This is a genomic window from Arthrobacter sp. UYEF20, from assembly GCF_040546335.1.
In the GTDB taxonomy this organism is placed as follows: Bacteria; Actinomycetota; Actinomycetes; order Actinomycetales; family Micrococcaceae; genus Arthrobacter.
In genome coordinates, this window is record NZ_JBEPNP010000007.1 from 170,205 (window position 1) to 183,556 (window position 13,352).

The 13,352-nt window shown below is 66.1% G+C and carries 14 protein-coding genes; 9 read left to right on the forward strand and 5 right to left on the reverse strand.

From position 1 onward, the window contains the following. Nucleotides 1–53: 53 nt before the first annotated feature. The 7 genes from ABIB26_RS10500 (at nucleotide 54) to ABIB26_RS10530 (ending at nucleotide 6,277) form a co-directional block, all read left to right on the forward strand. The gene (locus ABIB26_RS10500; RefSeq protein ID WP_354242319.1) at nucleotides 54–1,067 is read left to right on the forward strand and encodes a carbohydrate ABC transporter permease; all 1,014 of its coding nucleotides are present in this window, start codon (nucleotides 54–56) and stop codon (nucleotides 1,065–1,067) included. Beyond that, entirely contained in the window at nucleotides 1,060–1,899 is an 840-nt protein-coding gene (locus tag ABIB26_RS10505; RefSeq protein ID WP_354242322.1) for a carbohydrate ABC transporter permease, read from the forward strand. The genes ABIB26_RS10500 and ABIB26_RS10505 overlap by 8 nt, the downstream gene beginning before the upstream one ends. 111 nt (nucleotides 1,900–2,010) lie before the next feature. Then, on the forward strand, nucleotides 2,011–3,177 hold the full coding sequence (locus ABIB26_RS10510) for a Gfo/Idh/MocA family protein (RefSeq protein ID WP_354242431.1): 1,167 nt from the start codon (nucleotides 2,011–2,013) through the stop codon (nucleotides 3,175–3,177). A gap of 1 nt (nucleotide 3,178) precedes the next feature. After that, a complete protein-coding gene (locus tag ABIB26_RS10515; protein WP_354242324.1) occupies nucleotides 3,179–4,174 on the forward strand; it encodes a sugar phosphate isomerase/epimerase family protein in 996 nt (331 codons plus the stop codon). A gap of 49 nt (nucleotides 4,175–4,223) precedes the next feature. Then, a complete protein-coding gene (locus tag ABIB26_RS10520) occupies nucleotides 4,224–4,760 on the forward strand; it encodes a GNAT family N-acetyltransferase (protein ID WP_354242326.1) in 537 nt (178 codons plus the stop codon). Between the two features lie 91 nt (nucleotides 4,761–4,851). After that, nucleotides 4,852–5,571 carry a DsbA family oxidoreductase gene (locus tag ABIB26_RS10525; RefSeq protein ID WP_354242433.1) on the forward strand — a complete coding sequence of 240 codons (720 nt, stop codon included), beginning with the start codon at nucleotides 4,852–4,854 and terminating at the stop codon, nucleotides 5,569–5,571. Between the two features lie 43 nt (nucleotides 5,572–5,614). After that, nucleotides 5,615–6,277, forward strand: a complete 663-nt coding sequence (locus tag ABIB26_RS10530) for a TetR/AcrR family transcriptional regulator (protein ID WP_354242329.1) — start codon at nucleotides 5,615–5,617, stop codon at nucleotides 6,275–6,277. An 11-nt stretch (nucleotides 6,278–6,288) separates the two neighbouring features. On the opposite strand, the gene ABIB26_RS10535 is transcribed toward ABIB26_RS10530, so the two are convergent. Continuing rightward, complete coding sequence (locus ABIB26_RS10535) at nucleotides 6,289–6,966, reverse strand: LytR C-terminal domain-containing protein (RefSeq protein ID WP_354242332.1); 678 nt, start codon at nucleotides 6,964–6,966, stop codon at nucleotides 6,289–6,291. Further along, complete coding sequence (locus tag ABIB26_RS10540) at nucleotides 6,959–7,258, reverse strand: type II toxin-antitoxin system VapB family antitoxin (protein WP_354242335.1); 300 nt, start codon at nucleotides 7,256–7,258, stop codon at nucleotides 6,959–6,961. The genes ABIB26_RS10535 and ABIB26_RS10540 overlap by 8 nt, the downstream gene beginning before the upstream one ends. A gap of 177 nt (nucleotides 7,259–7,435) precedes the next feature. Here ABIB26_RS10540 and ABIB26_RS10545 point away from each other — a divergent pair, with 177 nt between their 5' ends. Further along, a complete protein-coding gene (locus tag ABIB26_RS10545; RefSeq protein WP_354242337.1) occupies nucleotides 7,436–8,350 on the forward strand; it encodes a Cof-type HAD-IIB family hydrolase in 915 nt (304 codons plus the stop codon). A gap of 115 nt (nucleotides 8,351–8,465) precedes the next feature. Further along, nucleotides 8,466–10,100 carry a stealth family protein gene (locus tag ABIB26_RS10550; RefSeq protein WP_354242339.1) on the forward strand — a complete coding sequence of 545 codons (1,635 nt, stop codon included), beginning with the start codon at nucleotides 8,466–8,468 and terminating at the stop codon, nucleotides 10,098–10,100. A gap of 6 nt (nucleotides 10,101–10,106) precedes the next feature. Here ABIB26_RS10550 and ABIB26_RS10555 read toward each other — a convergent pair whose 3' ends face one another. From ABIB26_RS10555 to ABIB26_RS10565, 3 genes are all read right to left on the reverse strand, one after another. Beyond that, on the reverse strand, nucleotides 10,107–11,048 hold the full coding sequence (locus tag ABIB26_RS10555) for a phosphodiesterase (RefSeq protein WP_354242342.1): 942 nt from the start codon (nucleotides 11,046–11,048) through the stop codon (nucleotides 10,107–10,109). Nucleotides 11,049–11,306: 258 nt separating this feature from the next. After that, entirely contained in the window at nucleotides 11,307–12,518 is a 1,212-nt protein-coding gene (gene fdhA / locus ABIB26_RS10560) for a formaldehyde dehydrogenase, glutathione-independent (protein WP_354242345.1), read from the reverse strand. Between the two features lie 272 nt (nucleotides 12,519–12,790). Continuing rightward, nucleotides 12,791–13,276 (reverse strand): glutathione peroxidase, encoded by a 486-nt coding sequence (locus ABIB26_RS10565; protein ID WP_354242347.1) that lies wholly within the window; start codon nucleotides 13,274–13,276, stop codon nucleotides 12,791–12,793. Between the last annotated feature and the right edge of the window lie 76 nt (nucleotides 13,277–13,352).

The window sequence follows — 13,352 nt, forward strand, 5'->3', positions numbered from 1 at the left end:
ATGCCTGACGGATGCGGGGGCCGTGCCCCCGCATCCCTGGCCAAGGAGCTTCCATGACCCACTCAGCATTGGACCGCGGCCCAGCCGTCCCCGGGGAAGATCCCGCCCCGCAACCCGTTCCCGCTCCGCCTTCCGACGTCGCAGCCACTCCGGTCCGCAAGAAGAGGAAGAACGTCCTCCCCTACGGACTGATACTTCCCGCGGCCCTGCTCGAACTGCTCATCCATATCGGCCCGATGCTGCTGGGCGTCTGGATTGCCTTCATTTCGCTCACCCAGCTCAACCTCACCAACTGGCTCAACGCCCCGTTCGTCGGCCTGCAGAACTTCATCAACGGCCTGAACCCCGAAAGCACCATCGGCCAGGCGTTCTTCAGCACCGTCGGCCGGACCCTGCTCTATACCGTCACGGTGGTCGGATTTTCGTGGGTCCTGGGCATGGCCGGGGCCGTGTTCCTCTCATCCAATTTCAAGGGCCGCGCAATCCTGCGGACCTTTTTCCTGGTCCCCTACGCCCTGCCGGCTTATGTGGGCACCATCGCCTGGGCGTTTATGTTCAACCAGCGCGACGGCGCCGTGAACCAGATTCTCGTGGACACACTCCACCTCTTCGGCGACGACCGTCCGTTCTGGCTTCTGGGCCAGAACTCCTTCGGCGCCATGATCGTGGTGAACATCTGGCAGCTGTGGCCCTTCGCGTTCCTGATGCTGATGGCCGCCCTGCAGAACGTCCCCACCGACGTCTACGAGGCCGCGGCGATCGACGGCGCCTCGCTCTGGCAGCAGTTCCGCACCATCACCCTCCCGCTGGTCCGCCCCGCCAACGGTGTGCTGCTGCTGGTGATGTCCCTCTGGACTTTCAACCAGTTCAACATCCCGTTTGTACTCTTTGGCGCGGCCTCCCCGAAGGAAGCCACCCTGGTCTCGCCGCTGATCTACCAGAACTCCTTCGGCAGCTGGAACTTCGGCCTGGGCGGCGCCATGAGCGTGCTGCTCCTGATCGCCCTGTTCATTGCGTCCTTCTTCTACATCCGCATGGTGCTGCCCAAGGGGGCCGACAATGATTGAGACTCGCAACTTCCGCATTCTGCGGAACATTGTCCTGACCATCCTGTCCCTGTGGGTGGCCGTCCCGCTTTACGTCGTGGTCTCCACCTCGCTCAAGCCGCTCAAGGACGTTTCCGGGCTGTTCCAGTGGATTCCCGACGAGATCACCGCGGCACCGTACTTCGACATCTGGACCACGGTGCCGCTGGCCAAGTACTTCCAGAACAGCCTCATCATCACCGTGGCCGCCACCATCTGCTCAGTGACCGTCGCCGTCCTGGCCGCGTACGCCGTCGCCCGGCTGCAGTTCCGCGGCCGCCGCGCGTTCAGCCTGACGGTGCTGTCAACCCAGATGTTCCCGGGCATCCTGTTCCTCCTGCCGCTGTACCTGATCTTCACCCAGATCCGGAACATCACCGGGCTGCAGCTCCAGGGCTCGTACCTGGGCCTGATCATCACGTACATGACGTTCACCCTGCCGTTCGCCATCTGGATGCTGACCGGGTATTTCGCCTCCATCCCCAAGGAGCTCGAAGAGGCGTCGATGATCGACGGCACCGGCCGGATGGGTGCCCTGTTCCGGGTGATCCTGCCGGTGGCCAAGCCGGGCATCATCGCGGTGGCGGTGTATTCCTTCATATCCGCCTGGGGAGAGGTTCTCTTTGCGTCTGTCCTGACCAATGAGTCCACCAAAACCCTCTCCCTCGGGCTGAAGTCCTATGCAAGCGAGTCGGACGTGTTCTGGAACCAGCTGATGGCCGCCTCCGTGGTGGTCAGCCTCCCCGTCCTGATCGGCTTCATCCTGGTCCAGAAGCACCTGGTCGCAGGCCTGTCCGCCGGCGCCGTGAAGTAACCGCCACCCTAAGTTTTGAGGAGCACCACCATGACGACGGCGAACGCGCCACTGCCGGCGGCAGCCGGCACCACCCACACACCGCCCGGCCCTGCCCCGCTCGGGGTGGCCATGATCGGCTATGCGTTCATGGGCAAGGCCCACTCGAACGCCTGGCGCAACGTGTCCAGCTACTTCGACGTGCCTGCCTTCGACCAGCGCGTCCTCGTCGGGCGTGACCCGGCCGGAGTCGCGGCCGCGGCCGAACGGTACGGCTGGGCGGAATCCAGCACCGACTGGCGCGCGATGATCGCCCGGGACGACATCCACATCGTCGATATCTGCGCCCCGGGGTGGATGCACGCCGAGATCGCGATCGCGGCCCTCGCTGCCGGCAAGCACGTGCTGGTGGAGAAACCCCTGGCCAATACCCTCGCCGAGGCGGAGGCCATGGCCGCGGCTGCCCGCACGGCCCGGGCCGGCGGCGTCCAGTCCATGATCGGCTTCAATTACCGCCGCGTCCCGGCCCTGGCCTTGGCCCGGGAACTGATCGCCGAGGGCCGGCTCGGGTCCATCCGGCACGTCCGGGCAGCCTATCTGCAGGACTGGCTCGTGGATCCGGAGTCGCCCATGACCTGGCGGCTGCGCAGGGAGACCGCGGGCTCCGGCGCCCTCGGCGACATCGCCAGCCACGCGATCGACCAGGTGCTGTTCCTTCTCGGCGGCCAGGTCACCGAGGTTTCCGGCCGGACCCACACCTTCGCCACGCACCGCCCCGGCGCCAACGGTCCGGAAGAAGTGACGGTCGACGACGCCGCCTGGGCCACGCTCACGCTCGCCTCCGGGGCCATCGCCTCGGTGGAAGTCTCACGGGTGGCCACCGGACAGAAGAACTCGCTCAAACTGGAGATCTACGGCGAGAAGGGCGCCATCCTCTTCGACCTCGAGAGGCTGAACGAACTCGGCTTCCTGGACGCCACGCTCCCGGTCCGCGAGCAGGGCTTCCGCCAGATCCTCGTCAACGAACCCGAGCACCCCTATCTTGAAGCATGGTGGCCGCAGGGGCATGTGATCGGCTGGGAGCACACCTTCACGCATGAGATCCGCGACTTCCTGGCCGCGATTGGCAACGGAACCGAGCCTTCGCCGTCGTTCGAGGACGGTCTGACGGTCCAGCGTATTCTGGCCGCAGTGGAGGAAAGCGCGGCCGCCAAGAGCTCGATCATCCAGCTCGCCTTCAGCCCTGCACGCGACGCCGCTGCTGCACCCGCACCGACCGCTTTCCCTGAAGGAGCCTGACATGTCCCGCCCGTACACCCTCTTCACTGGCCAGTGGGCCGACCTGCCCTTCGAGGAGGTCGCGAAGCTCGCCTCCGGCTGGGGCTACGACGGCCTGGAAATTGCTGCCTCCGGCGACCACCTGGACGCCTGGCGCTGGGACGAACCCGGCTACGTCGAGTCGAAACTTGCCGTGCTGGACAAGTACAACCTCAAGGTCTGGGCCATCTCCAACCACCTCAAGGGCCAGGCCGTGTGTGACGATCCGATCGACTTCCGCCACGAAGCCATCGTCGGTTCCAAGGTCTGGGGCGACGGCGACCCCGAAGGCGTCCGGCAGCGGGCCGCCGAGGAAATGCAACACACCGCCCGGCTCGCCAAGGCACTCGGCGTGGACACCGTCGTCGGGTTCACCGGCTCCTCCATCTGGCAGTACGTCGCGATGTTCCCGCCCGTCCCGGAGAAGGTCATAGAGGCCGGCTACCAGGACTTCGCCGACCGCTGGAACCCCATCCTGGACGTCTTCGACGAATGCGGCGTCCGCTTCGCCCACGAAGTCCACCCCTCCGAAATCGCCTACGACTACTGGACCACCGTCCGCACCCTCGATGCGATCGGCCACCGCGAAGCATTCGGGCTGAACTGGGACCCCTCCCACTTCATGTGGCAAGGCATCGACCCTGTCTCCTTCATCTGGGACTTCAAGGACCGGATCTACCACGTCGACTGCAAGGACACGAAGCTGCGCCCCACCGGCCGGAACACCGTGATGGGCTCGCACCTGCCCTGGGGCGACCCGCGCCGCGGCTGGGACTTCGTCTCCGCCGGCCGCGGCGACGTGCCCTGGGAATCGTCCTTCCGCGCCCTCACTGCCATCGGCTACACCGGCCCGATCAGCGTCGAATGGGAAGACGCCGGCATGGACCGCCTCCATGGCGCCCCCGAAGCCCTCGCCGCGCTCAAGAAGTACGACTTCCCGGCGTCGAGCACCTCCTTCGACGCCGCCTTCAAGCAGTAGCCGCTTTTTCGCTACTGTTCCGCACGCATGACGCGCTAGGGTTTTCGGCATGACGCACATAATCAGGACGGCAACCGCGGACGACGCCGGCCGGCTGGCCGAGCTGGCCGTCGTCACCTTCCCGCTCGCCTGCCCGCCCGGTTCGACCGCGGAGGACATCGCCGCACACCTGGCCAGCACCCTCAGCGAGGCCAACTTCCGCACCTACCTCGCCGACCCTGACGTGACCGTGCTTGCGATCGACGCCCACGGCGAACTCCGCGGCTACAGCCTGCTGGTAGCCCGCCCCGCCGGGGACCCGGAGGTGGCCGCGGTCCTGACCAAGCTGCCGTGCACCGAACTCAGCAAGTGCTACGTCCACCCCGATCACCACGGACTCGGTGCGGCGGCCGAACTGATGCACGCCAGCATCAGCACGGCCGCAGCCGCCGGCGCCCGCGGACTCTGGCTGGGCGTGAACAGCCAGAACTCCCGTGCCATCCGGTTCTACGAGAAATCCGGCTTCCGCACGGTCGGGACCAAGTCCTTCAAACTGGGCAACACGGTGGAACACGACTTCGTCATGGAGCGCGCGGTCACGCCCTGAGCAGGGCGGGCGCCAGGGTGCGGGCACGTCCGTGACCGAACTGACAACCCGTTCCGGGAATGCGGCTGCCACCCGCGCGGTTGTCTCCAGCATGAAGATTGAGATCTGGTCCGATGTGGCCTGCCCCTGGTGCTACATCGGCAAGCGCCGCTTTGAAACCGCCCTGGCCGCCTTCCCGCACCGCGATTCGGTGGAGGTGAAATGGCGCAGCTACCAGCTGGACCCCACTCTCCCCGAACACTACGACGGCACTGAACTGGAGTACCTGAGCACGCGCAAGGGCATGGCACCGGACCAGATCTCGCAGATGTTCGAGCACGTGGCGGCCCAGGCCAAGGGCGAGGGCCTCAACTACCGCTTTGACGACGTCGTCGTGGCCAACAGCTTCACCGCCCACCGCCTGATCCACCTCGCGGCCGCCCGCGGCAAGCAGGACGCCGCGAAGGAACGGTTGCTCAGCGACCATTTCGAGCACGGCAAGGACATCGGCAACGAGGCGTACCTCACGTCCCTGGGACTGGACCTCGGGATCGACGCCGGCGAACTGGCCGAGCTGTTCAGCTCCGACAAGTACGCCGACGACGTCCGGCGGGACTTTGAGGAGGGCCGCGCCCTGGGCATCAACGGCGTCCCGTTCTTCGTGATCGACCGGACGTTCGGGCTCTCCGGCGCCCAGTCTGCGGAGACCTTCACCGCGGCACTCGAACAGGCGTGGCAGGAAAGCAACCCGCTCGTGATGGTCAACGCCACCGGCGACGGCACGGCCGACGGCGCCGGAGATGCCTGCGGCCCGGACGGCTGCGCCGTCTGACGTCCTGCAGCAGTTTGGTGACAGATCGCGCTAAAGTGTCCGTATGCCCAGGATTTCGGCCGCGAGCAACGCCGCCCAACGTGCCGAGACCCAACGCCGTATCCTGACCGCGTTCGGGGAACTGCTGTTCACCCACGGGCTGCCCGGCCTGACCATGACGGATGTGGCCCGGCACGCGCGGATCGGCCGTACCGCCGTCTACAACTACTACGCGGACATCGAAGAGCTGCTGATCGCATACGCCCTGGACGAGACCGAACGGTTCCTCCTGGACCTCCGGGACTCGCTGGACTCGCTGGAAAACCCGGTGGAGCGGCTGGCACTTTATGTGCGCGCCCAGGTCGAGGACCTCAGCCGCCGGCATCTCCCGCCCGGCCCGGCCATGGGCGCGGTCCTTTCGCCGGCGTCCTTCGCGAAGCTGGCGGACCATGTGGGCGAGCTCAGCGTGCTGCTGCAGGGCATCCTGCGCGACGGGATGGCCCAGGGCTACCTGCCCCGGGCGGACATTGCCCAGCTCGCGCAGCTCATCCACGGCACGCTCTCTTCAAGTGCGGCCCGGGGCGACGGCGCAGGCGACGGCACGGGCGACGGCGCAGGCCAAGACCCCGCCGCCGAGGCGCGGATTGCGCGGACGGTCCGGTTTATCCAGTTGGGCGCCGGCGCCCGGTTCGACGACGCCGGCAGGGCCGTGCGCGTCAGCGCCTAGCCCGTCTGCACTCAGCCCCCCGACGGCACCGCAGTCGGCACGATCGGGACCGCGGAGTCGTCGACGATCCGCCGATCCCCCCGCGGGCAGCTGAGCTTTCCCGGGGTCTGGTCCACCAGCTCCGGACGGGCCAGTTCCTTGTAGTCCCCGGTGAGGATGACGTCGACGCTCGGGTCCGTGCGGGCGTCCTGGAGGTAGTCCGAGCCCGCGAGGTTCCGCTGGACAGTGAAGGCGGCCGGCTGGCCCGCCGCGCCGGAGACGATGAGTGCCACGCCGCGGTAGCTGGACGTGGTGTTGCCCACCGCCCCCACGATAAAGTGACGGGCGGCAAACTCATCCGCCACGCTCTGCGCCAGACCGGGACGGTTGGTGGAGTTGAAAACGTTTAGATTGATCTTGTCCGGCGGGGTGTAGTCATACGTTGCGTCCGGGCACAGCGGAGCGGCAGCGCGACTGCGCTCCGTCGTCGGAAGCTTGATCTGGCCGTTCATGATCGCCAGGGCGACAATGATCGCCGCGGCAATGAGGCCGACGAGCAACACCAGGACGACGCCGTGCAGGATCCGCCGGCGCTTCCGGACGGGGTTGTCCGGCGCGTCGTCCTGCTCCACGAATGTGGCCCGGATTTCGGAACCCGTGACCACTCGGTGCCCGTGCAGGACGGTGACGTCCTTCGGCTTTCTAGCCATTAATCACCAGGACGCGCGCGTGGATGGCGGTGCGCTGGTGAAGGGCGGTGCGCACGGCCCGGTGCAGGCCATCCTCCAGATACAGGACGCCCTGGAACTCCACAACGTGCGGAAACAGATCGCCAAAGAAGGTTGAATCCTCCGCCAGCAAGGCTTCAAGGTCCAGTGTCTGCTTGGTGGTCACCAGCTCGTCCAGCCGGACCGGCCGCGGAGGCAGGACCGCCCAGTCCTTGGGCGTGTTGTAACCATGGTCGGGGTACGGGCGTCCCTCGCCCACAGCTTTGAATATCACCCTGCCAGCCTAGGGAACTTGGGCGGACAAAGGAATCCAAGACCACCGCAGGCGTGAGGTTGTAGCCAAACGGTAACCATTTGCCACACCCGCGGCGCGTGGTTGTCGCGGCCACACGACCCAGTCGCCCGGTCAACCGCGAATGCCACGGGGCCCCACGGCTGACAGAATGGGTGCATGACTGCACTTCAGACGCCGGCCGCCCCCTCGCCGTCGGCTCCCCCGCTGGCCCTGCTGCTCGACGTCGACGGGCCCGTGGCGAGCCCTGTGACGCGCGACGTGCAGCCGGGGATTATTGCGGACATGCTCGCGCTGGCGGCGGCGGGCATCCCGGTCATCTTCAACACGGGACGCTCGGATGCCTTCATCCGTGAGCAGGTGATGGAGCCGATGATCGCCGCCGGGATGCCGGCAGGGACGGTCATCCACGCGATCTGTGAGAAGGGCGCCGTGTGGTTCAGCTACACCGCGGAAGGCGCCGGACCCGTCCACGTGGACAGGGAACTCGCCATGCCGCAGGCCCTCGGCGATGATGTGCGCCGTCTCGTGGCGGAGGATTATTCCGCCCACATGTTCTTCGATGAAACCAAGCGGGCCATGGTGTCCGTGGAGCAGCACGTCGCGGTCGCCAATTCCGACTACCGCGCCGAGCAGGAGCTTTTCGACGCCGATGCCATGGCGTTGATGGGGCGGCACGGTCTCGGGGTGGTGCGGCTGGACCACCACGCACCCAACTCGGACGACCAGATCGACTACCGCGTGGATCCGACCATCATTTCCACGGACATTGAGTCCGTTCGGCTGGGCAAGGACCTGGGCGCGAGCCGCGCCGTGGAACTGCTCGCAGCCCAGGGCATCACCCCGCAGGCCTGGCGCACGGTGGGCGACTCCCGCACCGACTACGCCATGGCCGATTGGCTGCACCACAACGACCATCCGGTGAAGCACGTGGATGTGCGCCCGGCCGACGGTGTTCCGGTTAAACCGTATGAGGTGCTGACCGCGGCGGACCTGGGGCTGGGCGGGGAGGTCATCCACGACGACGCCGGTGCGGCCTTCCTGCGCAGCTGGCGGTCCGCCCTCCTCGGCTGAAACTGCGCTTGCCGGCGTACGACCGGTCTCATCCGGAGCCATACCGGCGCCATACCGGCGGATGTTCGCGTCAAAGCGACGGATTTTGCGCGCCGATTTTTGGCCTCGCGTTATCATGCAAGTAGGTACACATTCACGCACAGAAGCCCGGAGAAGCGACATTACAGAAGCATTGGTCCAGGATGAGATCTACTACGGCAGCCAGGCCTCCGAAGACGCCCACGAAGAGGTCACCTCCGCCGCGGCCGTCGCCAGGTTCCGGCCCCGCCCTGATGTAGTACGCCGGCGGGGCCGGTATTCGCTGATCAACGAAAACCGCACGCCGTACCAGGCCATGGTCGAAGACCTCCTGTTTATCCGCTTTGTGCTCGCCGACGCCGGCCTGGATTACCTGCTGGTCCGCGGCAACAACCACCGGCCGGTCATCGCCGTGGACTGGAAGGACCGGAAGGAGCTCCGCGATGCGCTCGTGGAGGCCTGCCACGACGAGCCGTTCTACTCGATGAGCGTCGACGCGAAGAAGAAATCGTCGGTGCTGGTGGCCGACGGCGAGCTGTCTCCCAACCGCCAGTCCCGGATCTTCCGGCTGTACCGCCCCCGCGTCGAGCCGGAGGGCGGCTTCGAGTTCGGCGCCTCGGCCGGCGTCCAGCTTGAGCTGTGGAGCTTCGACGAGGACCAGCTGATCCTCCCGATCGAAAACTCGCTGACCCGCCGCACCATGCTGGCCCAGGACGCCGTACGTGGCACGGTGGAGCGTTACGGGCACACCTGGCCCACCATCGAGAACATGTTCGCGGACCACGCGAGCGACATCAGCTTCGACATTGATCTGGTGTTCTCCTGGGTCGATGGAAGCTCCCCGGAGTACATCGCAGCCCGCCGGGCGCGGATGGCGGGCGTCGTCGTGGGGGAAGGCGATGACCATGAGGCCCGCTTCCGCCAGATCGACGAGCTCAAGTACGCCCTGCGCTCGGTCTACATGTTCGCGCCGTGGATCCGCCGGATCTTCATCGCCACAGACTCCCCCGCCCCGTCCTGGCTGGCCGACCACCCGAGTGTGACAATTGTCCGCAGCGAGGAGTTCTTTGCGGACCCGTCCGTTCTGCCCACCCACAATTCGCAGGCGGTGGAGTGCCAGCTCCACCACATCGAGGGACTCTCCGAGCACTTCCTGTACTCCAATGACGACATGTTCTTTGGACGGGCCGTCGGACCGGACATGTTCTTCACCCCGGGCGGCATCACCAAGTTCATCGAGGCGGAAACCCGGATCGGGCTCGGCGACAACGACGCCGAGCGCAGCGGGTTCGAGAACGCCGCCCGGGTGAACCGCAAACTGCTCTGGGACCGGTTCGGCCGGATCACTACGAGGCACCTCGAGCACTCGGCCGCGCCGCTGCGGCGCAGCCTGGTTGCCCGGATGGAACAGGAATTCCCGGCGGAGTTTGCCAAGACCGCCGCCAGCACCTTCCGCGCGGCGGACAACATCTCCGTGACCAACTCGTTCTACCACTACTACGCGCTGCTCACCGGCCGCGCCGTCACCCAGACGGCGGCCAAGGTGCGGTACGTGGACACCACGGCACGGGCCGGCCTCAACTACCTGCCCAAGCTGCTGTCCAAGCGGAACATGGATTTCTTCTGCCTGAACGACGGCAGTTTCCCCGAGGTGCCGGCCGAGGAGCGGGCCACCCTCGTGACGGATTTCCTGGAGAAGTACTACCCGATCAAGGCTCCCTGGGAGAAGTAAAGGGCACTAGTTCCGGGCGGTCAGCGTGCGGTGGCCCGGTGTCCTGGCCGGATCTTCCGGCTTGGCCTGACGAGGAACGCGGATCCCGGCTGCCGAAATCCGCCGCTGGGCCTCTTCCGCGGACACCAGCTCACCCACCGCAGCAGTCTCGCCCAACAGGACCACGGAGTGCACGATCGTGTGCTCGTAGACATGGACCAGGTTGAACGCCTGCCCGCCGTCCCGCCCGCGGGTTCCGCCCACACCCACGTTCAGGTCCTGGGTGTAGCACGTCGCCGATGCCACGGACACGGGGATGCCAGCGAAGCTCGCCGTCGTCGAGTAGTGCAGGTGGCCGCCGAGGATGGTACGCACATCAGAGTTGCGCAGCACTCCCGCGAGGGCCGCCTGCCCCCGAAGCTCGACCAGCACGGCGAGGTCCAGCACCGAGGGCACCGGGGGGTGGTGCAGGGCCAAGATGGTCCCGTCGGGGGCGGGTGTGGCCAGTTCCGCCGCAAGCCATTCCAGCTGCGCGGGACTGAGTTCGCCATGATGGAATCCCGGGACGGTCGTGTCCAGGGTGATGATCCTCAGCCCGTTGACGAAGTAGCTGCGGTCCACCGGCGAGTCATCGGCCGGCTGGTCCAGAAGTCCGGTGCGGAAATTGGCGCGGTTGTCGTGGTTTCCCATGGCCCAGATGACTTTGGCGCCCATGGCCTTGCAGGCGGGATCGACGATCGCGCGCAGCTTGGCATAGGCCTCCGGCTCGCCGCGGTCCGCGAGGTCGCCGGTGAAGACCACGGCCTCGGGCCGCGCGCCGGAAGCCCGGACTTCGTCGAAGAGCTGTTGGAGCAATGAGTCGCTGTCGACTACGCCGTGCAGGCGCTCCGTACCTCCCAGCAGGTGGGGGTCGCTCAGGTGGAGTAGGAAATGACGTGGCCGGGGGTGTTCGGCCTCGATGAGCTCCATTGCTACCTTCTTGGTTGGGTGGAAGCGGTGCCTCCAGTGTCCCTCTCAGTAAGGTCTATCCAACCAGACATTAGGCAAACAATGTGCAAACGTCGGCAGGCATGTTTGAAAAATTGACGTTAAAGCTGATGCCGTCACCTATTTTCCTGCCGGAATATTCCCTGGACGGCCTGGGCAGCACCACCCGGTGCGGGAGCGCACCACCCGGTCCCCGCGGAGAGCGGAAACCAGGCGGTGCCGCCGCCTTAACAGCGTGTCCTAGCTCAGGTAGCCGTTCGGATTCAGGACATACTTCGTGGCCGCGCCGGCGTCGAACTCGGCGTAGCCCTTCGGCGCATCCTCCAGGGCAATGGCCTTCGCGTTGACGTTCTTGGCGATGTGGACCCTGTCATGCAGGATCGCCATCATCAGCTGGCGGTTGTACTTCATCACGGGACACTGTCCGGTGGTGAAGCTCAGCGACTTGGCCCAGCCCGTGCCAAGGCTCAGGGAGAGCGAGCCCTTCTTGGCGGCCTCGTCCACGCCGCCCGGGTCCCCCGTGACGTACAGCCCGGGGATGCCGAGCGCACCGCCGGCGGCCGTGATCTCCATGAGTGAGTTCAACACCGTGGCCGGCGCCTCCTTGGCTCCGGCACCGTGGCCTTTGGCTTCGAAACCGACCGCATCCACACCGCAGTCGACTTCCGGAACGCCCAGCAGCTGTTCGATCTGCTCGGCCGGTGTGCCCTTGGTCAGGTCCACCGTTTCGCAGCCGAAACTGCGCGCCTGAGCCAGGCGGTCGGCGTTTAGATCCCCCACGATGACGACGGCGGCGCCCAGCAACTGGGCGCTGGTGGCCGCAGCCAGCCCGACCGGACCGGCGCCGGCGATGTAGACGGTGGAACCGACACCGACTCCCGCCGAGACCGCGCCGTGGTAGCCGGTCGGGAAGATGTCGGACAGCATGGTCAAGTCCAGCATCTTTTCCAGGGCCTGGTCCTTGTCCGGGAACTTCAGCAGGTTCCAGTCCGCGTAGGGCACCAGGACGTAGTTGGCCTGCCCGCCCACCCAACCGCCCATGTCCACGTAGCCGTAGGCGCTGCCCGGGCGGTCGGGATTGACGTTGAGGCAGATGCCGGTCTTGCGCTCCTTGCAGTTCCGGCAGCGGCCGCAGGCGATGTTGAAGGGGACGGAGCAGATATCCCCCACCTTGATGAATTCGACGTCGGGGCCCACTTCGACCACCTCACCGGTTATCTCGTGGCCGAGCACGAGGTCCGGCGGGGCGGTAGTACGGCCCCGGACCATGTGCTGGTCGGAGCCGCAGATGTTTGTGGCAACGGTTTTGAGTATTACGCCGTGGCGTACCTGACGGCCCACGTTGGCGGGGTTGACCCCGGGACCGTCTTTAAGTTCGAAGGTGGGGTAGTCAATGTCGATGAGTTCGACTTTCCCTGGCCCTTTGTAGGCAACGGCTTTGTTCCCTGTCATCACTTTCCTCCTGGTTTCACGGACACCCAATAAGGTGTCCAGCTGTGATTCACGAAGCGTGCTGATTCGCCATCCACCGGCAGACTTCGGCCACATTGCCGGCGGGCAGGCGTGGCCCCACCGCGGGTTTGCCCGGATATGGGATTGCCCGGATATCTTGGATGGTTCGGCCAGTCTAGGCGGTAAGCAAATTTAGGGATAGGGGCCGTTGTGCCCTGTCGTAACCGGGCGCCGAGCGGGCCCTCAAGCCTGACGCCCGGCCCGGTTTTCCGTCAGGACAGGGCGGCCTGGACCGCCTCAATGACCTCGGGCGAGTCCGGCTCCACGGTGGGCGCAAAGCGGGCCACCACCTCGCCGCTGCGGTTCACCAGAAACTTCTCGAAATTCCACTTCACGAGCCCAGGAAGGACGCCGTTCTTGAATTTGGTCAGTTCGGCGTAGAGCGGGTGCCGGTCCCTGCCCCGGACCTTGGCTTTCGTGGTGAGCGGAAACGTCACTCCGAAGTTGCGTTCGCAGAACTCGGCGATTTCGGCCTCAGCGGCCGGTTCCTGCCCGGCAAACTGGTTGCACGGGACACCGAGGACCTGGAAGCCCTGGTCCCGGAACTTGTTGTGCAGGGACTCCAGGCCGGCGTACTGCGGTGTGAACCCGCACTGGGATGCCACGTTCACCACGAGCACCACCTCCCCCTGGAAGCGGCCGAAGTCAGTCTCCGTGCCGTCGATGAGGGTCAGGGGAATCGAGTGAAGAGAGGTCATGGGAGGCTTCCTAGCAAGTTGGTGGTCCGTGGCGGTGTGCCGGAATCGGTCACGCCTTCATTCGGTACCAACGCGG

Bases quoted from the DNA above. Each gene is read 5' to 3' on its own strand.
- ABIB26_RS10500 (WP_354242319.1), top strand. From the start codon at position 54: ATGACCCACTCAGCATTGGACCGCGGCCCAGCCGTCCCCGGGGAAGAT.
- ABIB26_RS10505 (WP_354242322.1), top strand. From the start codon at position 1,060: ATGATTGAGACTCGCAACTTCCGCATTCTGCGGAACATTGTCCTGACC.
- ABIB26_RS10510 (WP_354242431.1), top strand. From the start codon at position 2,011: ATGATCGGCTATGCGTTCATGGGCAAGGCCCACTCGAACGCCTGGCGC.
- ABIB26_RS10515 (WP_354242324.1), top strand. From the start codon at position 3,179: ATGTCCCGCCCGTACACCCTCTTCACTGGCCAGTGGGCCGACCTGCCC.
- ABIB26_RS10520 (WP_354242326.1), top strand. From the start codon at position 4,224: ATGACGCACATAATCAGGACGGCAACCGCGGACGACGCCGGCCGGCTG.
- ABIB26_RS10525 (WP_354242433.1), top strand. From the start codon at position 4,852: ATGAAGATTGAGATCTGGTCCGATGTGGCCTGCCCCTGGTGCTACATC.
- ABIB26_RS10530 (WP_354242329.1), top strand. From the start codon at position 5,615: ATGCCCAGGATTTCGGCCGCGAGCAACGCCGCCCAACGTGCCGAGACC.
- ABIB26_RS10535 (WP_354242332.1), bottom strand. From the start codon at position 6,966: ATGGCTAGAAAGCCGAAGGACGTCACCGTCCTGCACGGGCACCGAGTG.
- ABIB26_RS10545 (WP_354242337.1), top strand. From the start codon at position 7,436: ATGACTGCACTTCAGACGCCGGCCGCCCCCTCGCCGTCGGCTCCCCCG.
- ABIB26_RS10550 (WP_354242339.1), top strand. From the start codon at position 8,466: ATGCAAGTAGGTACACATTCACGCACAGAAGCCCGGAGAAGCGACATT.
- ABIB26_RS10555 (WP_354242342.1), bottom strand. From the start codon at position 11,048: ATGGAGCTCATCGAGGCCGAACACCCCCGGCCACGTCATTTCCTACTC.
- fdhA (WP_354242345.1), bottom strand. From the start codon at position 12,518: ATGACAGGGAACAAAGCCGTTGCCTACAAAGGGCCAGGGAAAGTCGAA.
- ABIB26_RS10565 (WP_354242347.1), bottom strand. From the start codon at position 13,276: ATGACCTCTCTTCACTCGATTCCCCTGACCCTCATCGACGGCACGGAG.